The sequence below is a fragment of the Nonomuraea sp. NPDC049480 genome (assembly GCF_044465905.1).
Lineage (GTDB): Bacteria > Actinomycetota > Actinomycetes > Streptosporangiales > Streptosporangiaceae > Nonomuraea.
Genome location: NZ_JBITMD010000019.1, coordinates 141,804 through 163,268, shown reverse-complemented (window position 1 = coordinate 163,268; position 21,465 = coordinate 141,804). Strand labels below are relative to the sequence as shown.

Below are 21,465 nucleotides of genomic sequence, written 5' to 3'. Positions count from 1 at the left end.
AGGGCCTCTGCCGCGTCCCCTTGGTCGCTTGACACGACGGGGATGGACCGGAGTGAGGTGCGGTCGCCGCCGGCGGGGGCCGCGCGGTGAGGGCCGGGGGCCGGCGAGCGGTTTCGGGCGGGGCAGGGTGCGCTCCGCTTCCCTGTTTCAGGAAAACCATCAGGGATTTTTCGGGCAAAGCGTGTCAATTAGGGCCGAACGGGGCGAGTTTTTGCGGTCATGTGTTACCGCTAGTAGGAGTTTCGTGTCAGCATGCATGCATGTATAGGGCTTATGGGACTGCCGTAAATGGATGGGGCCGATGGGAGCGGCCTGCCGTGGCCGGTTAGCCTCTCCCCTGGCCTGTGGTCCTGTGGTCGTCTCCCCTGGTGTGGAAAGAAGTCTGGCGTTGCGTATCTTGCTGCTCTGCTCCTCCTTCAACGGCCTGTCCCAGCGTGCGTGGCTGGAGTTGCGGCGGGCCGGTCATGACGTGAGCGTCGAGCTGGCGGTGTCGGAGGAGGTGATGGTGGAGGCGGCGGAGCTGGCCAAGCCGGACCTGGTCATCTGCCCGTTCTTGAAGGAGCGGGTGCCGGCGCCGGTGTGGCGCGGATTCCGTACGGTGATCATTCATCCGGGGCCGCCCGGGGATCGGGGGCCGTCGTCGCTGGATTGGGCGATCGCCGACGCCGAGCCGGAGTGGGGGGTGACGGCGTTGCAGGCGGTGGAGGAGATGGACGCGGGCCCGATCTGGGGGTATCGCACGTTCGCCATGCCGGCGGAGGCGCCGCGGAAGTCGGCGTTGTACAACGGGCCGGTGGCGGACGCGGCGGTGGAGCTGGTGGCGGAGGTGGCGGCCAAGGCGGATACGGGGTTTCGGCCGGAACCGCTGGATTACCGCTCCCCCGAGGTGCGCGGCCGGCTGCGGCGGGCGATGCGGCATGCGGATCGGGAGTTCGGCTGGGAGGAGCCGACCGAGGAGATCGTGCGCCGGGTGCGGGCCGCGGACGGGGCTCCGGGCGGGCGGACGGAGTTGTGCGATGTGCCGGTGCGGGTGTTCGACGTGTATCGGGGACCGGAGCTGGCCGGGGAGCCGGGCCGGGTGGCGGCGCGGCGTGAGGGCGCGGTACTGGTGCACACCGGGGACGGGACGGTGTGGGTCGGGCATGTGCGGCTGGATCGTGAGGGGGCGGTGAAGCTGCCGGCGGCGATGGCGCTGGGTGAACGCGTGGCGGGTGCGGTGGAGCGGCCGGGTTACAGCGAGATCACCTATGACCGCAGTGACGGTGTGGGGGTGGTGAGTTTTGACTTCTACAACGGGGCGATGTCGGCGGAGCAGTGCCGGCGCCTGGGCGCGGCATTGCGGTATGCGGTGGCGCAGGACACGCGGGTGCTGGTGGTGCGGGGTGGGGAGGTCTTCTCCAACGGGATCCACCTGAACGTGATCGAGGCGTCGCGGCATCCGGAGCTGGAGGCGTGGAGGAACATCAATGCGATGAACGCGGTGTGCCGGGAGATCGTGAGGTGTACGCGGCAGCTGGTGGTGACGTCCATCGGCGGGAACGCGGGCGCGGGCGGGGTCATGATGGGGCTGGGCGCGGATCGGGTGATCGTGCGGGATTCGGTGGTGTTGAATCCGCATTATCGGACGATGGGGTTGTTCGGGTCGGAGTTGTGGACGTATGTGCTGCCGCGGCGGGTGGGGGCCGAGCAGGCGCTGCGGTTGACGCAGGAGGCGCTGCCGATCGGGGCGGCCGAGGCGGTGGAGCTGGGGCTGGCGGATCGGGTGCTCGGCGGGTCGCGGCTGGAGTTCGAGCGCCGGGTGCTGGAGTATGCCGAGCGGCTGGCAGTGGACGCCTCGTACGATCGGCTGCTGGCGGCGCGGGGGCGGGCGCGGGAGGTTGATGAGCGGCGCAGGCCGCTGGAGGCGTACCGGGTGGAGGAACTGGCGGAGATGAGCCGGGACATGTTCGACGACCGGAGCGGCTTCCGGGCGGCGCGTCGGGCGTTCGTGCGCAAGCAGCGGGCGGGGGCGACTCCGGCGCATCTGGCGCGTCATCGGGAGTTGTCCGGCGCGTCGGCCGCCGCTGACGCGGGTGCATCTCATATGTGAGATATGGTCTGCTGTTGTGGCAGACGACTATCTTGTGCGGATCGGCCGGCTGATCCGGGATGCGCGGCAGCATCGGGGTTGGACGCAGCTGCAGCTGGCGGACGCTTTGGCGACGTCGCAGAGTGCGGTGAACCGGATCGAGCGTGGTAATCAGAACATCAGTCTTGAGATGATCGCCCGGATCGGTGAGGCGCTCGACAGCGAGATCGTGTCGCTGGGGTATGCGGGGCCGATGCATTTGCGGGTGGTGGGCGGCCGCCGGTTGTCGGGCAGCATTGATGTGAAGACGTCGAAGAACGCATGCGTGGCGTTGTTGTGCGCGACGTTGCTGAACTCAGGCCGGACGATCTTGCGGAAGGTGGCGCGGATCGAGGAGGTCTACCGGATCCTGGAGGTGCTGGCCTCGATCGGGGTGCGGGCGCGGTGGATCAACGAGGGCAGCGATCTGGAGATCGTGCCTCCGGCGCGGCTGGAACTGGAGGCGATGGATACGGAGGCGGCGCGGCGTACCAGGAGCGTGATCATGTTCCTGGGGCCGTTGATGCATCGGACGGAGCAGTTCCAGATCCCGTACGCGGGCGGGTGTGACCTGGGGACGCGCACGGTGCAGCCGCACATGTCGGCGCTGAGGCATTTCGGGCTGGACATCACGGCGACGGGCGGGTTCTATCACGCGCGGGTGGATCGGGCGGTCTCGCCGTCGCGGCCGATCGTCTTGACCGAGCGCGGGGACACGGTGACGGAGAACGCCTTGCTGGCGGCGGCGCGGCATGACGGGGTGACGGTGATCCGTAACGCGTCGTCGAATTACATGGTGCAGGATCTGTGCTTCTTCCTGGAGCAACTGGGTGTGCGGGTGGACGGCGTCGGCACGACGACGCTGACGGTGCACGGGCTGCCGGTGATCGAACGGGATGTGGACTACTCCCCTTCTGAGGATCCGGTGGAGGCGATGAGCCTGCTGGCGGCGGCGGTGGTGACGTCGTCGGAGCTGACGATCTGCCGGGTGCCGGTGGAGTTCCTGGAGATCGAGCTGGCGGTGCTGGAGGAGATGGGGCTCGATCATGATCGGGGGCGGGAGTACCCGGCGGCGAACGGGCGGACGCGGCTGGTGGATTTGACGGTGCGGCCGTCGAAGCTGGTCTCCCCCATCGACAAGATTCATCCGATGCCGTTTCCGGGGCTGAACATCGACAATGTGCCGTTTTTCGCGGCGATCGCGGCGTCGGCACAGGGGTCGACGCTGATTCATGACTGGGTGTACGACAATCGGGCGATCTATTTGACGGAGCTGACGCGGCTGGGGGCGTCGGTGAAGTTGCTGGACCCGCATCGGGTGCTGGTCGAGGGGCCGACGCGGTGGCGCAGCGCGGAGATGATGTGCCCGCCGGCGCTGAGGCCGGCGGTGGTGGTGCTGCTGGCGATGATGGCGGCGGAAGGCACATCGGTGCTGCGGAACGTGTACGTGATCAACCGGGGATATGAGGATCTGGCGGAGCGACTGAACGCGCTGGGGGCGCGGATCGAGACCTTCCGCGACATCTGACGGCCGTCCGAGGGGTCGCCTGAAGGTTGTCGCCCTGGGTTTCGTCGGTGGGCTGGGCTACGGTCGGGGTGATCGTGTCTGGCTGGCGGAGGGGGATGGCTGGTGCGGCCTGCGGAGCTCAACCGGTTGACGGTGGCGGAGGCGGCGGATCGCTATGTGGAGCTGGTGCGGGCCAAAACGGTGACGGGGGCGTTGTCGCCGTCGACCGCGGAGGTGTATGCGCGCGATGTGGCGACGCTGGTGGAGCTGGCGGGGCCGCGGGCGGTGCTGGACGACCTGACGGGCGAGGACGTGGATGCGATCTTGCTGGCGTTCGCGCGCAAGCCGGATGGGCGGTCGGCGGGGGCGCGGCGTGGCGGGCCCGGGGGCTCAGGTGGGGTGGCGGGGCAGTCGCCGTCGTCGCAGGCGCGGTTTCGCCGGTCGATTTCGGCGTTGTTCAAGCATGCGGTGCTGGCGGGGTGGGTGCAGGTCAACCCGATGACGGCCTCGACGGTGACGGCCAAGGAGCGCGGAGGGCTGCGGCCGCATCGGCGGGCGTTGACGCGGGAGCAGGCGCAGGGGTTGATCGGGGCGGCGCGGACGCTGCCGGAGGCGCCGGCGGCGGAGGGCAAGCGGCGTGATCAGCGTACGGAGCTGCGGGACGGGTTGATCGTGTTGTTGCTGGCGACGATGGGGCCGCGGGTGTCGGAGCTGGTGCGGGCGAATGTGGAGGATTTCTTCACCAACGACGGGGTCCGATATTGGCGGATTTTCGGCAAGGGCGGGCGGACCCGGGATGTGCCGTTGCCGGACGACGTGGCGCTGGTGCTGCAGGCGTATCTGGAGCGGGGGCGGCCGGCGGTGGAGGACAAGGCGTTGCTGTTGTCGTGGCGGGGGCGGCGGCTGGCGCGGGGTGATGTGCAGGCGGTGATCGACCGGGTGCAGGCGCGGGTCGACCCGGACCGGCGGCGGTCGGTGACGCCGCATGGGCTGCGGCACACGACGGCGACGCATTTGCTGGCCGACGCGGTGGACATGGACGCGGTGCGGCGGGTGCTGGGGCACAGCGATCTGTCGACGTTGGGGCGTTACCGGGATGAGTTGCCGGGTGAGCTGGAGGTGGCGATGCGGTCGCATCCGTTGTTGCGCGGGGAGCGGCGCGGTGGCGGCTGAGTGCTGAGGTTGCCGTCGGTCGTCAGGGGCGGCGGTGCAGGAGCATGCCGGGCCACTCCCCCACGCTGAAGGGCTGGGCGCGGGTGAAACCGCAGCTTTCGTAGTAGGCGACGAGGCGGCCGTCGTCGCCGGCGTAGCAGTCGACGCGCAGCAGGCCGGCACCGCGGGCCCGCGCCTCCTCGGCGGCCCAGTCGAGGAGGGTGCGGCCGACCTGGTGACCGGCGTAGCGGCGGTCGGTGACCAGGGCTTGGACATAGAGCTCGGGTTCGGGGGCGGGGGTGACGTAGTCGTGGGCGGGACCGACGACGATGCAGCCGGCGGAGGTGCCGTCGAGGTCGGCGATGCGCATCCCGCCGGAGTGGGCCCAGCGGGTGACCTGCTCGGTGCGGCGGGGGTCGCCGGTGAAGGGCCGGGTGCCCCATTGGCCGGTGCGTCCTTGGGCGGTCAGCCAGGCGACGGCGCTGTCGAACATGGCCAGCACGGTGGGGATGTCGTCGGGTTTTCCTGCACGGATGTCCACGCTGTCACTTTAGGTGGTTGCCGTCCCCGAGTCCTGCCGATGATCGTCTCACGAGCGGCCTTGCTGATGGACACGATCCGCAACGCCCTGGACGCGGCCGGGTTTCGTAGGTGGTCGCTTGTGAACAGCGCTCGGCGTGTCAGCTGTGCGGGGGTCCCGCGTCGACGTCCTGCGGCTGGTCGGCCTGGTCGAGGGTTGCGGCCCAGCTGGCCAGCAGGCGCAGGGCGTCGTGGGCGGGGGTGTCGGGGGCGGCGGTGTAGACGGTGAGATTCAGACCGGGGTCGGCTTGCAGGTCCATGGACTCGTAGTCGAGGGTGAGGTCGCCGACGGCGGAGTGGTGGAAGGTCTTGGTGCCGGCGTGGTGGAGGCGGACGTTGTGCTGGGCCCAGCGGGTGCGGAAGTCGGCGCTGCGGGTGGACAGCTCGCCGATCAAGTCGGTCAGGTCCTTGTTGTAGGGGTCGCGTCCGGCTTCGGTGCGCAGCAGGGCGACGGTGACGTCGGCGGAGGTGTCCCAGTCGGGGAAGAAGCCGGGCCCGGCCGGGTCGAGGAACTGAAAGCGCGCGATGTTGGCCGGTCGGCTGCGTGCCGGACTCTGGCCAGTGCCGGGGTGCGCGGTCTGGAAGACCGGCCAGTACATGGCGCGGCCGAGGCGGTTGGCGGCCAGGATGTCCATGCGGCCGTTGCGGATGATCGCGGGGGCGTCGGTCATCGCGTCCAGCATCCGCTGCAGCCCGGGCCGGATCTTGTGGGCGGGGCGGCGGGGGCGGTGCCCGGCGCCGGCGGCGCGGGCCAGGTCGAACAGGTGGGCGCGTTCGGCGTCATCGAGCTGCAGGGCTCGGGCGACGGCGTTCAGGACGTCGTCGGAGACGCCGGTGATGTGGCCTTTCTCCAGACGGGTGTACCAGTCCGTGCTCACCCCGGCCAGAACGGCGACTTCCTCACGACGTAGACCCGGCACCCGGCGGCGACCGCCCGGTGCGAGCCCAGCCTGCTGCGGGGTGATCTTGGCGCGCCGGCTGGCGAGGAAATCGCGGATCTCATCCCGGTTGTTGTGCACATCTTCACTGTAGGGAGCCGCTGGAGGTGGAAGGGGGTAGAGGTTGTCCCCCCGATAAACGCGACCTCCCGCACGAGCGACGCAGCCGGTTTCCTGGAGGTTGCCATCGTTGCCACCAGGAGTGATGGCGTGCCGTCGTCCCCGGACGGGGACGTCTGTGTCCATCAGATCTGCAGGAGACCGATCATGTTGGCTTTTCCGCTCCGCCGCCTGGCCGGTTGGACGGCCGCACGCGCGGCCACAGCGCTGGTCAGGCCGATACTGCTGGTCACAGGCGTCGTGCCGGCCGCCTGCAGCAGCACAGGTCCGGCGGAAGGACCGGCGGCGGGCCGATCCGACGGCACCGGCGCCTCCCCGGCCCGAAGGGCTCGGCCGGCCCCGCCCGCCCGGGGAGAAACCTGATCACGTTGCGCATGCACGACCTGTTCGGGCGGGAGAAACCCGGCGCGCTGCCGACCACTCGCCGCAAGCACTCATGAGGCGGGACGGCTCCGCTCCCGGGCACCCAGGCGCGAGCCGGCGATCAACTACCGGGACGACGGGGCGCAGATTCCCTCGCCCGGGTTCGCGGTCATCGGCCGGCTGGACTCCGGCCTGGACATCACCGCCAAGGCCGGAGACGGCTTCAGGCTCGCGATCGAGCCGGCCCGCTGACCCAAGCGGACAGAGCAGGTCATAGAACGTCATAGCGAGGAGATCCACTCATGCGTGGAACAGTTCTGTACGCCCCGGGCGACGTCCGCGTCGAGGACCGCCCGGACCCGAAGATCGACAAGCCCACCGACGCGGTCATCCGCCTGACCGCAAGCTGCGTGTGCGGCTCGGACCTGTGGCCCTATCGCGGCATCGATCCCGTCAACGGGCCGACCCCGATGGGCCACGAGTACGTCGGCGTTGTCGAGGAGGTCGGCGACCAGGTCACCACGATCAAGCCGGGCCAGTTCGTGGTCGGCTCGTTCTTCGCATCCGACAACACCTGCGAGATCTGCCGGGCCGGCTACCAGACGTCCTGCGTCCACCGGGAGCCCGCCGTCGCCGCCGGCGCGCAGGCCCAGTACGCGCGGGTCGCGCTCGCCGACGGCACCCTGGTGGCCACCCCGGGCATGCCGGACGCGGACCTGATCCCGAGCCTGCTGAGCGCCTCCGACGTGCTGGGCACCGGCTGGTTCGGCGCCGTCGCCGCCGAGGTGGGGCCGGGCAAGACCGTCGCCGTCGTCGGTGACGGCGCGGTCGGCCTGCTCGCCGTCCTGGCCGCCAAGCAGCTCGGCGCCGAGCAGATCATCGCGATGAGCCGGCACGAGCCCCGGCAGAAGCTCGCCCTCGAGTTCGGCGCCACCGACATCGTCACCGAGCGCGGTGACGACGGCGTGGCACGCGTCAAAGAACTCACCGGTGGTCTCGGCGCGCACTCGGTGATCGAGGCGGTCGGCACCCAGGAGTCGATGATGCAGGCCATCCGCTCCACCCGCCCCGGCGGCCACGTCGGCTACGTCGGCGTCGCCCACGACGTCGCGCTGCCCGCCGACGAACTGTTCTTCTCCCACGTGCACCTGCACGGCGGTCCCGCCCCGGTACGCCGCTTCCTGCCCGACCTGATCGACCGGATCTGCCACCGGGAGATCGACCCCGGCAAGGTCTTCGACCTCACCCTGCCCCTGGACCAGGCGGCCGAGGGCTACAAGGCGATGGACGAACGCCGCGCCATCAAGACCCTCCTTCAGCCGTGACCCGGCCTCTATGCCTCGGCACCCCTCCAGGGCAACCGGGCAGCCAGTGAGCCGGCGGCCGCGGCAGTGAGAGTGTGCCCGCGCCTGCCCGTCCCGGCCCCGGACGCAACCCCTCCGCACCTGCAAGGAGCCCACGCACCGCATGCATCGCCTGCGTCCGTCCCCGCGGGAATCGCGCCGCCGCCCGCGCTTTCCCCGCCGAGTTGATCTTTGAGATGACGATGACCTCTGCCACCCCTGCTCCGGCCGGTGCGACCGTACCCGCGCGGCCAGGTCCTTCGCCGCGCCGCGCCCAGTGGACGATCATGCTGCTGCTGAGCGCGTTGACCGGCTTGGGGCCGCTGTCGATGGACCTGTATCTGCCCGCCTTGCCCGCGGTGGCCGCCGACCTGCACGCGCAGGCGTCTGTGACCCAGCTCAGCGTCACCGCCTGTCTGGCCGGCATGGCGCTGGGCCAGCTGATGATCGGGCCGCTCAGCGACCGCTGGGGTCGTCGCCGTCCGCTCCTGGCGGGCCTGGCCTGCTACGCCGTGGCCACGTTGGCGTGCGCGCTCGCACCGAGCGCCGCTCTGCTGATCACCGCCCGCCTCGCCCAGGGGCTGGCCGCGGCCGCGGGCATCGTCATCGCCCGCGCCGTGCTCACCGACCTGCACAGCGACGGCCGGCTGGCGCGGGCCCTGTCTGCCCTGGCAATGATCAGCGGTGTCGCGCCGGTCATCGGCCCGGTCTTCGGCGGTCAGCTGCTGCGCCTGACCGACTGGCGCGGCGTCTTCGCCGTCCTGGCCGCCGCCGGTCTGGCCCTGGCCGTCCTGTCGGCCTGGGCCATCCCCGAGACCCTGCCCGCGGCCCGCCGCCACCGCGGCGGGCTCACCGGCACTCTGCGCACCATGCGGAGCCTGCTGGGCGACCGCGGCTTCGCCGGGGCCCTGATCGCCTACGGGCTGATCTCCGGCACGCTGTTCGCCTACGTGGCGGGCTTCCCCTTCGTCGTCCAGGACACCTTCGGCGCCTCCGCCCAGACCTTCAGCCTGATCTTCGGCCTCAACGCCGCCGCACTGATCCTTGCCGCCCATCTCAACAGCAGGCTCATCATCGGCCGCATCCCCCTGGACCGCGCGGTCGCCCTCGGCCTGACCGGCATCCTGGCCGCCGTGCTGACCCTGCTGGCCCTGGTCACACCCCTGGTGGGCGGCGGCCTGGCCGCGGTGGCGGCCAGCCAGTTCGCCATGATGTTCTTCATCGGCGTCATCACCCCCAACGTCACCGCGCTGGCGATGGGCAGCAGCGGCGACACCGCCGGATCCGCCTCCGCCCTGATCGGCGCCGCCCAATTCCTCACCGGCGCCCTCACCGCGCCCCTCGCCGGCCTGGGCGGCTCCCACACCGCCGCTTCCATGGCCGCCGTCGAGGTCGTCTGCGCCGCCCTCGCCCTGACCGCGTTCCACCTCATGCGCCGGGCCTCGGTGTCCAGCGCCGCATGAACGTCCCCGCCGCGACACCCGTGTCGCCCAGGACGAGCGGCACACGCTTGCTCGACGCGGCGCCCCCGTGCCGGTCGTCCACCCTTCCGGACCTTCCGTTGATCGAAGGAGAAGTGAGAATTCATGTCTGACACGCTCCCTGACGATGACCGCCGCGATGAGGAAGCGCCGCCGGGGTTGTCCCGGCGGGGTTTCCTGTCGACGACCGCTGCCGGCGGCGCGGTGGCCGGAGTTCTCCCGACCGCGCTTGCCGCGGACTCGTTCGGCGCGCCGAACGGGCAGGCCGTGGCGCCCGCCGGCCACAGCAGCACGCTGTCAGTGACCGTGAACGGGCGGCGGCACCAGGTGACGATCGACAACCGGACGTCGCTGCTGGACCTGCTGCGCGAGCGGCTCGCCTTGCCGGGCGCCAAGAAAGGCTGCGATCAGGGCGCATGCGGTGCGTGCACGGTGCTGGTCGACGGCCGCCGCGTCAACGCCTGCCTGACGCTGGCGGTGCGGTGCCAGGACGCCGAGGTCACCACGATCGAGGGCCTGGCCTCCGACGACGGTGAGCTGAACCCCTTGCAGCAGGCCTTCATCGAACAGGACGCCTTCCAGTGCGGCTACTGCACCCCCGGCCAGATCATGTCCGGCGTCGCCTGCATCCGAGAGGGCCGCACCGGCTCCCGTGAGGAGATCCGGGAGTGGATGAGCGGCAACATCTGCCGCTGCGGCTGCTACGTCAAGATCGTCAACGCGGTCGAGAAGGCCGCACGTCAGGGGAGGGCCTGACATGTACCCCTTCGCCTACACCAAGCCCGCCCACACCCGCGCCGCACTCGCCGCCGGGACGCGCGGCGGCCGCTACATCGCCGGCGGCACGACACTGGTCGACCTGATGCGCGAGACGGTGGAGCGCCCCGGCACGCTGGTCGACATCAGCGGCCTGCCGCTACGGGATGTGCAGGCCAGCGGGCGCGGCGGGCTGCGGATCGGCGCGCTGGCGCGCATGTCCGACGTCGCCGCGCACCCACGGGTGCGCACCGCCTACCCGGTGGTGGCGCAGGCGCTGGAGCTGAGCGCGTCGGCACAGTTGCGGAACATGGCCACCATCGGGGGAAACATCCTGCAGCGCACCCGCTGCACCTACTTCCGCGACGTCAGCGCCGCCTGCAACAAGCGGCAACGCGGTTCGGGGTGCGCCGCCCTGGAGGGCTACAACCGCTCGCACGCGATCCTGGGCACATCGGATGCGTGTGTGGCGACCCATCCGTCCGACCTGGCCGTGGCGTTGGCGGCGTTGGACGCGACCGTGCACCTGCTGGGCCCGGGCGGGGAGCGCAGCCTCGCCCTGACCGACTTCCTGCTGCGGCCGGGCGACACGCCCGACCGCGAGCACGACCTGCGGCCGGGCGAGCTGATCACCGCGGTGGAGATCCCGCAGCATCCGCAGCCCTCGCGATCGGGCTACCTGAAGGTCCGCGACCGGCAGTCGTACGAGTTCGCGCTCACCTCCGCGGCGGTCGTCCTGAACATCACCGGCGGTGTGATCCGCGACGCCCGGGTAGCCGCCGGCGGGGTGGGCACGGTGCCGTGGCGGTTGACGGCGGTGGAGCGGCGGCTGACCGGCGCCCGTCCCTCGGACCGGCTGTGGGCGCAGGCCGCCGCCCTCGCGGCGGACGGCGCCCACCCGCTGCGCCACAACGGCTTCAAAGCCGAACTGCTCAAACGCACCGTCGAACGTCAACTGCGCACTGTGGGAGGCACGCGATGACACAGCCCGCAACGACACAGCCCACAACGGCACGGCCAGCGGCGGCACGGCCAGCGGCGGCACGGCCAGCGGCGGCACGGCCAGCGGCGGGCACGCCGCTGGCCCGGGTGGATGGACGGCTGAAGGTGACCGGCCAGGCCGCCTACGCCGCCGAGCATGACGCCCACGGCGCCGTACGCGGCGTCGTTCACGGCGTGATCGTCACCAGCACCGTCGGGAAGGGGCGGATCACCGGCATCGACACCCGAGACGCCGCCGCGCAGCGCGGCGTGCTCAAGGTGATCAGCCATCTGAACGCGCCGAAACTGCCCTACCGGCCCTTCCGCGGCGTGCCCGACCCTGCCCGCGGGGAACGCCTGCGCATCTTCCAGGACGACCGGGTCCGCTTCTTCGGCCAGCCGGTCGCGGTCGTGGTGGCCGAAACCCTGGAGATCGCCCAGCACGCGGCGAGCCTGGTGAAGGTCGCCTACGACGGCGAGCGGCCCGCGACCGACATGTCCTCCCCCGCCGCCTCACCCAACCAGCCCGAGAACTACCAGCGGGGAAACGTCGACCAGGCGCTGCAGCAGGCGCGCACCCGTCTGGCGCAGACCTACCGGCTGGGCCGTGAGCACCACAATCCGATGGAGCCGCACGCCACCATCGCCCGCTGGGACGGCGACCGGCTCACCGTGTGGGACAAGACCCAGATCGTCCTCAACACCCGGGGCGACCTCGCCACCGTGTTCGGCATCCCGGAGGAGTCGGTCCGGGTCGTCTCACCGTTCGTCGGCGGCGCGTTCGGCAGCGCCCTGCGGGCCTGGCCTCACGTCGCCATCGCCGCGCTGGCCGCCCGCGAGGTGCGCCGCCCGGTGAAGGTGGTGCTGACCCGCAAGCAGATGTACACCGGGACGGGCTTTCGCCCCGTCACCGAACACAAGCTCACTCTCGGCGCCGACCAGCGCGGACGGCTCACCGCGGCCGTGCACGACATCCGCGCCGAGACCTCCGTCTACGAGGACTACCGGGAGGCGCTGATGGTTCAGGGGCAGATGACGTACGCCACGCCCAACGTCCGCCAGACCTACCGGTCGATACCGCTGGACGTCAACACACCCACCTGGATGCGCGGCCCCGGGGCGGCCACCGCCGCGTACGCCATCGAATGCGCGATGGACGAGCTCGCCTACGAACTGGGCATGGACCCGATCGAGCTACGCCTGCGCAACGAACCCGACCAGGATCCGGGCACTGGGGTACCGTTCTCCACCCGGCGGCTGCGCGAGTGTTTCCGCGTCGGCTCCCGCACCGTGGCCTGGGACGAACGCGACCCCAAGCCGCGCTCGACCCGCGAGGGGAACTGGCTGATCGGCACCGGCGTCGCCGTGGCCACCTACCACACCCAACGCGCCCCGGCCCAGGCGCTGGCCAGACTCGACGCCGACGGCAGCGCGATCGTCCAGTGCGGGACCTCCGACATGGGGCCGGGCACCTACACCTCCATGACGCAGGTCGCCGCCGACGCCCTCGGCCTCCAAGTGCCCAGGGTGCGGTTCCAGCTCGGCGACTCCACCATGCCGCCGTCGCCGCCCCACGGTGGTTCCATGACCATGGCCAGCGTCGGCTCCGCCGTCCAGGACACCTGCGACAAGCTCCGCCGGCAGGCCATCCGGCTCGCCGTCGCCGACCCTGGCTCACCGCTGCACGGCGCCTCCGCCGACGACGTCGTCGTCGGCAACGGGCGCCTGCACCTGCGCGAGGACCTCGAACGCGGCGAGACCTACCGGCAACTGCTGGCCCGCAACAACCGCCCCCACCTGGAGGCGCGCGGCGGCTACACCCCCGGCGACGAGGTGGAACGGTTCTCCACGCACGCCTACGGCGCGGTATTCGCTCAGGTCGCCGTCGACGAACGCCTCGGCCTGGTACGTATCCGGCGGGTGCTCGGCGTGTACGACGCGGGCCGCATCATCAACCCCAAGCTCGCCGAAAGCCAGGCGATCGGCGGCATGGTCGGCGGCATCGGCATGGCCCTGCTGGAGCACACCGTCACCGACCCGCGCGACGGCCGCATCGTGAATGCGAACATGGCCGACTACCTCGTCCCCGTCAACGCCGACGTCCCCGACGTCAACGCCATCTACCTGGGCGGCGACGACCGCACCGCCGACCCCATCGGCGTCAAGGGCCTGGGTGAGGTGGTGATCGTCGGTGTGGCGCCCGCCATCGCCAACGCCGTCTTCCACGCCACCGGACGCCGCATCCGCGAACTCCCCATCACCGCCGAAGCCCTGCTGTGACGCTCGGCGGCGCCCAAGGCGTCGACCTGCCCGGCGAGAAGCTGTGCTTCTCCGGAGTGCTTCTCCGGAGAACACCTGCACGCCGGCCCTGCCCCGCGCGCCGTTTCCTGCCCGAGCTCATCGATCTGATCATGAACGGCGGGACCGACTGTCTTCGACCTCATCCTGCCCCTCTATCAGGCCGCCGAAGGCTGCGAGGCGATGGGCGAGCGCCGCGCCACCAGGGTGCTACCGACCCTCTGACCCCGCATATCGGAAAGGCGAAGCAATGCGATTGAAGGACACCGTAACCGCAGCCGGCCTGTTGGCGTTGCTCGCCCTGACGGCATGCAGCACGCCGGACCCCGACGCCGCCCCCTCCGCATCGGACCAGCCCACGGCATCGACGGCCCCTTCGGCATCCGCAGCTTCTTCGGGGCTCCTCCGCTCAGGCAAGAGCGACACCGGCGGCGAGACGGACGAGATCGTCGGCACGGTGGTGCGGTTCTCGTCGAACGCGACCTCGGTCGACGTGACGATCGGCCAGGACAACGCGGCTGTCCGCGACTTCCTGTCCATGCTGCCGCTCACGCTCACCTTCGAGGAGTTCGCGGGGAAAGAGAAGATCAGCTATCTTCCACGGAAACTGGACTACAGCGGCTCCCCGGGTTCCGACCCCGAGGACGGCGACCTGATCTACTTCATCCCCTGGGGCAACCTCGGCTTCTACTACAACGCCGCCGGGATCGCTCACTCCGACCAGACAATCCATATCGGCACCTACGACGCGCCGCTCGAACAGCTCAAGCGCCTCGAAGGCGGAGACGTCACCGTCGAAGTCATCGACTGATGGGAACGGATGCCGGGCGTACTCTCAAGGAGACAAGGACCGTCGTGATGGCATGCACGGCATCCGTTCTGCTGGGTGTGACTCTGGCGGCGCGTAGCCCGAGGGACTGGAAGTCGTAGTTGAACCCGCTGACAGCCCGCGTCCCAGGCCGGGTCGAACATGAAGTGATAGACCAGGAGTTGGCGACGCTCGGCGAAGAGATCAAGCAGTGTCGACCTGCCGTCCGGACCGTCGAAGACGTACGCCTTGTCAATGCGGACCATCGGTAACCGGCGCCGCTCGGCGGACGAGTTCGGAGCGGATGACGACGGCGACCGAGAGAGCAGCGCGCGCCCGGCGACCAGGTCGGAGCCGTCGGCATCTTCGGCATCGCGGTACTCAGTCGACGGGCTCGTCGGCGAGGTACGGCGGCGCGGGCTCGTACTGTATGTAGCGGCGGACCGAACGCGCGTGGTCGCGGCCATGCAAGCGGCCGATCAGCCACAGCGCCATGTCGATTCCGGCGGAGACGCCCTGACTGGTGACGAGGTTGCCGTCGACGACATACCGCGCGTCACGCACAACGGTGATCTCTCCACGGGCCTGGAGCGTGTCCTCGAACCCGTGATGGGTGGCGACACGGCGGTTCCGTGCCGGTCCTGCCTCGTGCAGGAGCAGCGTGCCGGTGCAGACGCTGGTCACCCAGTCCGCCTCGGAGGAGACCTTGGCGATCCAGCCGATCACTGCCGGATTGGACACCTCTCGGCGGGTGCCTATGCCACCAGGGACCAGCAGGACGTCCAGCGGCGGGTGGTCGTTCAGCGTGTGATCGGGGAGGACGCGCATGCCCTTGGCACAGCGAACCGGATCCTCCCGCTCGGCGATCAGCACGGCGGTGTCACCCTGGTCGCGGACCATGGCGGAAGCGGTGAACACCTCCCAGGGCCCGGCGAAGTCGAGCTCCTCCGCACCTTCGAAGATCAGCAACCCATAGCTCGTCATGCGTACTCCTTCGTAGATCGGAATCGATCCCGGTACTCGGATGGCGGGACCCCCAGATGGCGGTGGAACGCGCGGCGCAGGGACTCCGCCGTGCCGAAACCGCTTCGCCGGGCGACCACCTCCACCGGCTCGTCACCCTCGACCAGGGCACGGCCCGCCGCCTCGACCCGCACCCGCTCCACGTACGTCGCGGGCGGCACACCGAGTTCGGCGGCGAACCGCCGCTGCAGGTGACGCGGACTCAACCCGGCACGGTCCGCCAGTTCCAGCAGGCCGTGCCGAGCGCCCGGATCCGCGTGGATGGCCTCCACCACCACACGGATCCGGTCGCTGGACGGCTGCGCGGACCACAACGGCACACTGAACTGCGACTGGCTGCCTGGGCGGCGCAGGAACAGCACCATCTCGCGGGCCACGTCATGTGCGACGCGCCGCCCGAGGTCGTCCTCGACCAGCGCGAGCGCGAGATCCATCCCCGCGGTTATCCCCGCCGAGGTCCACACGCGACCGTCCCGGATGAAGATCGGATCGCAGTCCACGGTCACCTCGGGATGCTCCCGGACAAGCTGATCTTCCCTGCGCCAGTGCGTGGTGACCCGGCGGCCGTCCAGCAGGCCGGCCGCGGCGAGCAAGAACACGCCACTGCAGACAGAGGCCACGCGCCGCGCGGATGCCCCGGCGGCGGCGATCCACCGGATCAGAGCGCTGTCCTGCCGTGCCCTGTCCACACCGGTGCCACCGACGACGATCAGCGTGTCGATGCCGCACGGGTCAAGGTCGTCGACATTGTGCCCAGCGTGGACGCACAGGCCACCGTGAGACCGCACCGGCCCGGATTCGGACGCCACGATCTGGCACAGGTATTCACCCGGATGGGTGAATACCTCGTACGGGCCGACGAGGTCCAGCGGCTGGAAGCCCTCGAAGATCACGAAGGCGACACGTGGTCTGGGGGTCGTCACTCCTTCAGCGTCGTCGACGCCCGGCGATGGCGTCAACGCCACGTACCCCACATATCGCGCCATGCCGCGCGGCGGCGGGCCACGAGGCCGCCAAAGGCGGGCACACCGATCCAGCCACACTGGCGCGACCTGATCCGGCTCGCCGTCCAGAGCACGCTGGGGCTTCCGCGTCCAGGTCCGCGACCTGGTCATCCGGCTGATCGAGGCCCGTCAACGGCAACCGGGTGATCCGGACATCCTGCTCGTCTTCAACGCCGGCCGCTGTCCGCCGCAGCGTCCTGGGGCGCGGGGTTGACCAGCGGGCCCTCACCCCGTTCGATCCAGAAGTCGTCAGCTGCGGAGCACGGCGTTGCTGTGCCGGATGGTCCTGGCCTCGTACCGATCCGCGCCGCAGCCTGATCGACTTCGAGCGTAAGCCCGCCCACAGCGAAACCCACCTGCCCGTGGCCGCCATCACGGCATGAGCCGGAGACTCACCCGGAAGGAAAGCCGCTCGGGCCTGAACCAGACATCGGCCCGACTCGACCCACGCAGTCTGATCCGCACGTGGATTGCTGACGGATCGAAGGTACGCGGTCGTAGATCATGGGGCGGGTGCCCGGCTCCGCCCCAGTCTGCACGACCATGTCACATCTGGCTGGCCAGCTCGTTGGCGGCTTCGACGGCGATGTCGATGGCTCGGGTCGCGAGTGGTGATTGGGTGCGTCCGGCCGGCCAGTACAGGTACCACGTGGAGGCGGGCGATGGCCGCAGGTGGTGGATGCTGAGCCGGTCGTCGGACCAGGCATCGGATCCGTGGAGGGCGAGCCATGGCAGCACCGCCGAGCCTATGCCCGCCCGCACCATCGACACGATGGTTTCGTGGCCGGTGGTTCGAAACACGATCCGTGGCCGCGCGCCGGCGCCTGCGAGCGCCCGCTCCAGCCATTTCTGGTGATAGTTCGGGGGCCAGGCGACCATGGGAGCATCGTCGAGCAGCTTCACCTGTACTGGGCCATCGGGGAATGCGCCGGCGCCGGCCACCAGGAGGTATGGCTCGTCGAGCAGTTCGACGTGTTCGACGTCGCCTTCGATCTGGCCGTAGTGGAACAACAGGTCAAGCTCTCCGATCTGCGGATCCTGCGGTTCCACCTCGGACAGCCTGATGTCGCAGCCGGGGTGCTCGCTCAGCAGCCGGCGCACGACGGCCGGCAGGATCAACCTGGTCGCGCCCTGGAAGGTGCCGATGTCGATCCGGCCGTTACCGGCCCTGAAGCGATCGACGGCGTCGGCCAGCGCCTCCGCCTTCGTGAGCAGATCGCGCCCGTGGGCCAAGACCACCTCGCCAAGGGGAGTGATCCGTACCGGCCTAGGACCTCCGGGCCGGTCGAAGACGGCGCCACCGACGGCCTTCTCCAGCGCGGCGATCTGCTGGCTCACCGACGATTGGGTGTAACCAAGCCGGCCCGCCGCTCGCCCGAACGTTCCTTCCTCGGCGATAGCGGCCATGGTCCTCAGGTGGCGCAGCTCAACGTCAGCCATAACGCCATATCATAGCCAATGGCGATCGACTCGATCGGAAGTAATCGCTTTTCTTGATGTGTGCGGCGATTCTAGGGGTCGTTGACATGACGACCTCCAGCACATCCCTTACGGACGCGGCAGCGCTCGGCAACCGACCGTCCCGCCTGCGACTGGACCTGCCCAACCTGGTCTGGGCCCTGGCGGCGACTCATTTCGTGAGTCGAGCCGGCGGAGTCGCGCAGTCGTTCCTCGTCCTCTATCTGACCCAGGAGCAGCAGCTGGCGCCGACGACCGCAGGTGCGGTGGTAGCGGCGGTTGGAGCCGGAGGCATCGGATCCCAGATGCTCGGCGGCTGGCTGGGCGACCGGATCGGCCGGCGCCACACCATGCTCGTGGGGTTCTTGGGAACCGCTGTGACGCTTGTCGCGCTCGGCTCGGCCGATACGGTGCCGGCGATCTGGGCGGCGGCACTCGGGGTCGGGCTGATGGCGGACCTGTTCCGCCCGGTCGGGTCGGCTGTGGTGGCCGACCTCCATCCGAGTCAGCGGGTCCGGGCCTTCGGGTTGCTGTTCTGGGCGGCCAACTTCGGCTTCTCCGTCGCCACGGTCACCGCTGGGGTCCTGGCCCAGCATGGGTATGGACTCTTGTTCTGGATCAATGCCACGGCCTCGATCATCGCGGCGCTGATCGTCTGGCGCCGGGTTCCCGAGACCCGGCCGCCGACGCCGAAACAGCCCCGCCGAGCGCTGCTGCCGGTGCTCCTGCGCGACCGACCGATGATCGCCATGGTGTTGCTCTACGTCGCCTACTTCACCATGTTCCTGCAGACGTTCGCGACGCTACCGCTGGTCATGACGGCAGATGGTCACGGCCCTGCAACGTACGGCGCGGTGCTGGCCCTGAACGGGATCCTCATCGTGGTAGGCCAGCCACTGGCGGTACGGCTGCTCGCTGGTCGCGATCCCAGTACGGTGCTGGCTGTTTCCATGCTCCTGGTCGGCGCCGGCGTCGGTTTGACCGCCCTCGTAGAGAGTGGTGCCGGCTATGCGGGATCGGTTCTGGTCTGGACCCTCGGTCAGATCGGCATCGCCGTCATGTTCGGCGCCACCTTCGCCGACCTCGCACCGGCAGACCTGCGCGGCAGGTACATGGGCGTCGCCTCCGCCACCTGGAGTGTCGGTGCCGTGTTCGGCCCGCTGGTCGGCACCGTACTGCTCGATCATGCCGGACGGGCCGCTCTGGCAGCGGCGTGTGCGATCACCGGGGTCGCTCTTTTCGCCGGCCAGCGAGCGCTCGGTCCGGCGCTCCGCTACCGAACCGCAGCGCAAGTAGACGGTCAGCCATGACGACTGCCCGTCTCGCTCGCATAACTAGATCACCGACGTCGTCGCCCGAACGCGACGCACCCACTGAGCGGCCCATCAGCAAGACGCCGAATACCGCCGGGTAACTCACGCCATCAAGCCGGGTCTGGTGCGTTTGATGGGAAGCCGTCACGGTGGGTGATCTCGAGGGCTCAGTTCAGCAGTGCCAACTTCGGGAGGAGGTCGTAGTCGGCCCGCCCGAACATGAGCCGCTTCAAGAATTTGATCTTGCATACTTTGCCCTCGACCGCGCCGGATGAGTAGGTCAGAGTGGCCGGAGCCGTCGACCATCCGGCCCTCTGTGTGGCGGGCGTCGCGACGAAGACGCTCTACCTGGCCGTGCTGGGTCACCTGCTGGTGACGTGGTCGTCATCCGGCTGGAGCCCACTCCGGGGCCACCCCCCGCGCTGATCACCGTCGTGCTGGCGGTCGTGATCGCGCTCGCTCTGGCGCTCGTGGTCCGGCTCGTCGGCCGGTGGCTGCAGGCGGGCAGCGTGCGACTGCGCGCGCTGGCACCGGTCGTGTGAGGCGGCGCGGCGATCCTCGTGACATACGTGGCCGCGGTCCTGCGGTTGCCGGTCCCCGTACAGACCGCTCTGGCCTGGTCCACCGAGATGGTGCTCATCGCGTGGCCGCTGGCCCTGCTGCTGGGACTGCTGCGCGGCCGGCTCTACGTGGACGGTTCCGGGAACACGATCCGGACCGGCGAGCCCGGGCGGGCATTGACGTACCTGCAGCGAGACGGCGTGTGCCCGCCCACCGGCTGCCCACCGCGATCGAGCACACGTGCTCCTTCGTGGTGTCCGCAGCCTCCTTCGTGGTGTCCGCAGCCCGCCGGGCGAAGGCACCCCCATCCGCGCCCACCTCCCCGCCGTCGGTCGATAAGGGGTCCCGGCAGCGATCGCGGAAAATCCAACTGACCCATCTCTGACCTGCGGTTATTCTGCTTCTTGGGACGGTTGACGATCTTTGCAGCTACGGTTTGTACTGGTTGTGGCGCTTCCGTGGAGGTTGGTGGGGGTTGGCGAGCCAGTTCTTCTCTGATGAGCAGATGGAGCGGCTTCGGTCACGCTGGCGCGGAAGGATTTGGGCTTCATCGACAACCTGGACCGTGGCGGTGACACAGACGTCGTCGCTGGGGGAACGCCTCGCGCCAGACGTACCCGCTGACGCAGGTGTGCGCATGCGCCGTCCACGGCGCACGCGCGATTCTTCTCATGGAACGTTCCCTTTCTCAGCGATCAAGAGAAATCACCACATGGTCCTCGCCGGACGCGATGAATCACGTGGGCGGCGGGCCGAGGATCTGGTGGCCGTAGCGCCGACTGGCCTCGATCAGGCGAGGGATGTCGGGCGGGGCGGGGGCGGGCAGGCCGGGGTGTTCGGCGGGACGGCCGAGCTCGGCGATGAACTGCTCGAATCCGGACGGGGTGGTGATCTGCAGGCCGCGCACCGGTCCGTCGGTGACGGTGAAGGAGTGCGGGATGCGGCGGGGCAGGAAGGCGAAGTCGCCGGTTCCGGCGGTCCAGTGGTGGTCGCCGCAGTCGATGGTGATCTTGCCCTCGAGGATGTAGAACGCCTCGTCCTCGCGGTCGTGGATGTGCTGGGGCGGTCCGAAGCCGGCCGGTGCGGACCACTCGATGAGGGTGAAGGAGCCGCCCGTCTGCTCCGCGCCGGCCTTCACGGTCATCCGGGTGTCCAGGAACCACAAGTGCGGCCCGTCGGCAGGGGTGAGCAGGTAGCCGGTGGGGTCGAAGCTCATCGGACGTCCTCGGGCTCGCTCGGGGCGGGGTGGTAGAAGCGGATCTCGATGCCGTCGGGATCGTGCAGGCCGACCAGCACCTGGCCGGCATGCCCCGCGACGATGCCGCCGTGCGGCTCGGCCAGGTCGTCCAGCCGCTGCTGCCAGGCCTTCAGGTCACGCAGAGTGGGTACGCACAGGGCCATCGGGTCGAATCCGGCCATCGCGGCGGCCCGTACGGGATCTTGGCGCAGTGCCACATCGACGGTGTTGTTCGCATCCCGGAGGGCGACACCCATGAGCTTGCCGTCTTCGACGAACTCGATGAACAGGCGCAGACCTAACACGCGCTCGTACCAGTCGCGGCTGCGCTCCACCTCTGTCACCGGGAGTTTGACGTGGTGGAAGCCGCTGAGGGCCGCATCCATGAACACCTCCAGAGGGTTCACTAGAGTGAGCTCTAGTGAGTTTCTCTAGA

Annotated in this window: 20 protein-coding genes; 11 read left to right on the top strand and 9 right to left on the bottom strand. The window is 69.8% G+C overall.

What is annotated here, in order from left to right; genetic code table 11:
* Positions 1–388: 388 nt before the first annotated feature.
* From ACIBX3_RS41455 to ACIBX3_RS41445, 3 genes are all read left to right on the top strand, one after another.
* A complete protein-coding gene (locus tag ACIBX3_RS41455) occupies positions 389–2,089 on the top strand; it encodes an enoyl-CoA hydratase-related protein (RefSeq protein ID WP_397126061.1) in 1,701 nt (566 codons plus the stop codon).
* A 16-nt stretch (positions 2,090–2,105) separates the two neighbouring features.
* Complete coding sequence (locus ACIBX3_RS41450; RefSeq protein ID WP_397126060.1) at positions 2,106–3,635, top strand: helix-turn-helix domain-containing protein; 1,530 nt, start codon at positions 2,106–2,108, stop codon at positions 3,633–3,635.
* 102 nt (positions 3,636–3,737) lie between these two features.
* A complete protein-coding gene (locus tag ACIBX3_RS41445; RefSeq protein WP_397126059.1) occupies positions 3,738–4,787 on the top strand; it encodes a tyrosine-type recombinase/integrase in 1,050 nt (349 codons plus the stop codon).
* Between the two features lie 22 nt (positions 4,788–4,809).
* Here ACIBX3_RS41445 and ACIBX3_RS41440 read toward each other — a convergent pair whose 3' ends face one another.
* The 3 genes from ACIBX3_RS41440 to ACIBX3_RS41430 all read right to left on the bottom strand — a co-directional run bounded on the left by ACIBX3_RS41440 (position 4,810) and on the right by ACIBX3_RS41430 (position 6,708).
* A complete protein-coding gene (locus tag ACIBX3_RS41440; protein WP_397126058.1) occupies positions 4,810–5,307 on the bottom strand; it encodes a GNAT family N-acetyltransferase in 498 nt (165 codons plus the stop codon).
* A gap of 139 nt (positions 5,308–5,446) precedes the next feature.
* Positions 5,447–6,364, bottom strand: a complete 918-nt coding sequence (locus tag ACIBX3_RS41435) for a helix-turn-helix transcriptional regulator (RefSeq protein WP_397126057.1) — start codon at positions 6,362–6,364, stop codon at positions 5,447–5,449.
* A 164-nt stretch (positions 6,365–6,528) separates the two neighbouring features.
* Positions 6,529–6,708, bottom strand: a complete 180-nt coding sequence (locus tag ACIBX3_RS41430; RefSeq protein WP_397126056.1) for a hypothetical protein — start codon at positions 6,706–6,708, stop codon at positions 6,529–6,531.
* Positions 6,709–7,068: 360 nt separating this feature from the next.
* Here ACIBX3_RS41430 and ACIBX3_RS41425 point away from each other — a divergent pair, with 360 nt between their 5' ends.
* From ACIBX3_RS41425 to ACIBX3_RS41400, 6 genes are all read left to right on the top strand, one after another.
* Positions 7,069–8,091: a zinc-dependent alcohol dehydrogenase family protein gene (locus ACIBX3_RS41425; protein WP_397126055.1), complete on the top strand. Its 1,023-nt coding sequence runs from the start codon at positions 7,069–7,071 to the stop codon at positions 8,089–8,091.
* 215 nt (positions 8,092–8,306) lie between these two features.
* Complete coding sequence (locus tag ACIBX3_RS41420; protein ID WP_397126054.1) at positions 8,307–9,572, top strand: multidrug effflux MFS transporter; 1,266 nt, start codon at positions 8,307–8,309, stop codon at positions 9,570–9,572.
* Between the two features lie 123 nt (positions 9,573–9,695).
* Complete coding sequence (locus ACIBX3_RS41415; protein WP_397126053.1) at positions 9,696–10,346, top strand: 2Fe-2S iron-sulfur cluster-binding protein; 651 nt, start codon at positions 9,696–9,698, stop codon at positions 10,344–10,346.
* A gap of 1 nt (position 10,347) precedes the next feature.
* On the top strand, positions 10,348–11,328 hold the full coding sequence (locus ACIBX3_RS41410; RefSeq protein ID WP_397126052.1) for an FAD binding domain-containing protein: 981 nt from the start codon (positions 10,348–10,350) through the stop codon (positions 11,326–11,328).
* A gap of 107 nt (positions 11,329–11,435) precedes the next feature.
* On the top strand, positions 11,436–13,607 hold the full coding sequence (locus ACIBX3_RS41405) for a xanthine dehydrogenase family protein molybdopterin-binding subunit (protein WP_397126051.1): 2,172 nt from the start codon (positions 11,436–11,438) through the stop codon (positions 13,605–13,607).
* Positions 13,608–13,875: 268 nt separating this feature from the next.
* A complete protein-coding gene (locus ACIBX3_RS41400) occupies positions 13,876–14,436 on the top strand; it encodes a cyclophilin-like fold protein (RefSeq protein WP_397126050.1) in 561 nt (186 codons plus the stop codon).
* On the opposite strand, the gene ACIBX3_RS41395 is transcribed toward ACIBX3_RS41400, so the two are convergent.
* The 4 genes from ACIBX3_RS41395 to ACIBX3_RS41380 all read right to left on the bottom strand — a co-directional run bounded on the left by ACIBX3_RS41395 (position 14,367) and on the right by ACIBX3_RS41380 (position 17,900).
* Positions 14,367–14,900, bottom strand: coding sequence for a DUF899 family protein (locus tag ACIBX3_RS41395; RefSeq protein WP_397126049.1), 534 nt, complete (start codon positions 14,898–14,900; stop codon positions 14,367–14,369). The genes ACIBX3_RS41400 and ACIBX3_RS41395 overlap by 70 nt on opposite strands.
* Positions 14,815–15,417, bottom strand: coding sequence for a DJ-1/PfpI family protein (locus tag ACIBX3_RS41390; protein WP_397126048.1), 603 nt, complete (start codon positions 15,415–15,417; stop codon positions 14,815–14,817). The genes ACIBX3_RS41395 and ACIBX3_RS41390 overlap by 86 nt, the downstream gene beginning before the upstream one ends.
* Complete coding sequence (locus ACIBX3_RS41385) at positions 15,414–16,379, bottom strand: GlxA family transcriptional regulator (RefSeq protein ID WP_397126047.1); 966 nt, start codon at positions 16,377–16,379, stop codon at positions 15,414–15,416. The genes ACIBX3_RS41390 and ACIBX3_RS41385 overlap by 4 nt, the downstream gene beginning before the upstream one ends.
* A gap of 627 nt (positions 16,380–17,006) precedes the next feature.
* Entirely contained in the window at positions 17,007–17,900 is an 894-nt protein-coding gene (locus ACIBX3_RS41380) for a LysR family transcriptional regulator (RefSeq protein WP_397126046.1), read from the bottom strand.
* A gap of 86 nt (positions 17,901–17,986) precedes the next feature.
* On the opposite strand from ACIBX3_RS41380, the gene ACIBX3_RS41375 reads away from it, so the two are divergent.
* Complete coding sequence (locus tag ACIBX3_RS41375; protein WP_397126045.1) at positions 17,987–19,228, top strand: MFS transporter; 1,242 nt, start codon at positions 17,987–17,989, stop codon at positions 19,226–19,228.
* Positions 19,229–19,608: 380 nt separating this feature from the next.
* Positions 19,609–19,773, top strand: coding sequence for a hypothetical protein (locus ACIBX3_RS41370; RefSeq protein ID WP_397126044.1), 165 nt, complete (start codon positions 19,609–19,611; stop codon positions 19,771–19,773).
* 755 nt (positions 19,774–20,528) lie between these two features.
* Here the strand turns inward: ACIBX3_RS41370 and ACIBX3_RS41365 are convergent.
* A complete protein-coding gene (locus ACIBX3_RS41365) occupies positions 20,529–21,008 on the bottom strand; it encodes a quercetin 2,3-dioxygenase (protein WP_397126043.1) in 480 nt (159 codons plus the stop codon).
* Positions 21,005–21,415: a VOC family protein gene (locus tag ACIBX3_RS41360; protein ID WP_397126042.1), complete on the bottom strand. Its 411-nt coding sequence runs from the start codon at positions 21,413–21,415 to the stop codon at positions 21,005–21,007. Before ACIBX3_RS41360 ends, ACIBX3_RS41365 begins: the two co-directional genes overlap by 4 nt.
* Positions 21,416–21,465 lie beyond the last annotated feature (50 nt).

Bases quoted from the DNA above. Each gene is read 5' to 3' on its own strand.
- ACIBX3_RS41425 (WP_397126055.1), top strand. From the start codon at position 7,069: ATGCGTGGAACAGTTCTGTACGCCCCGGGCGACGTCCGCGTCGAGGAC.
- ACIBX3_RS41420 (WP_397126054.1), top strand. From the start codon at position 8,307: ATGACGATGACCTCTGCCACCCCTGCTCCGGCCGGTGCGACCGTACCC.
- ACIBX3_RS41415 (WP_397126053.1), top strand. From the start codon at position 9,696: ATGTCTGACACGCTCCCTGACGATGACCGCCGCGATGAGGAAGCGCCG.
- ACIBX3_RS41410 (WP_397126052.1), top strand. From the start codon at position 10,348: ATGTACCCCTTCGCCTACACCAAGCCCGCCCACACCCGCGCCGCACTC.
- ACIBX3_RS41400 (WP_397126050.1), top strand. From the start codon at position 13,876: ATGCGATTGAAGGACACCGTAACCGCAGCCGGCCTGTTGGCGTTGCTC.
- ACIBX3_RS41395 (WP_397126049.1), bottom strand. From the start codon at position 14,900: ATGGCCGCGACCACGCGCGTTCGGTCCGCCGCTACATACAGTACGAGC.
- ACIBX3_RS41390 (WP_397126048.1), bottom strand. From the start codon at position 15,417: ATGACGAGCTATGGGTTGCTGATCTTCGAAGGTGCGGAGGAGCTCGAC.
- ACIBX3_RS41380 (WP_397126046.1), bottom strand. From the start codon at position 17,900: ATGGCTGACGTTGAGCTGCGCCACCTGAGGACCATGGCCGCTATCGCC.
- ACIBX3_RS41375 (WP_397126045.1), top strand. From the start codon at position 17,987: ATGACGACCTCCAGCACATCCCTTACGGACGCGGCAGCGCTCGGCAAC.
- ACIBX3_RS41365 (WP_397126043.1), bottom strand. From the start codon at position 21,008: ATGAGCTTCGACCCCACCGGCTACCTGCTCACCCCTGCCGACGGGCCG.
- ACIBX3_RS41360 (WP_397126042.1), bottom strand. From the start codon at position 21,415: ATGGATGCGGCCCTCAGCGGCTTCCACCACGTCAAACTCCCGGTGACA.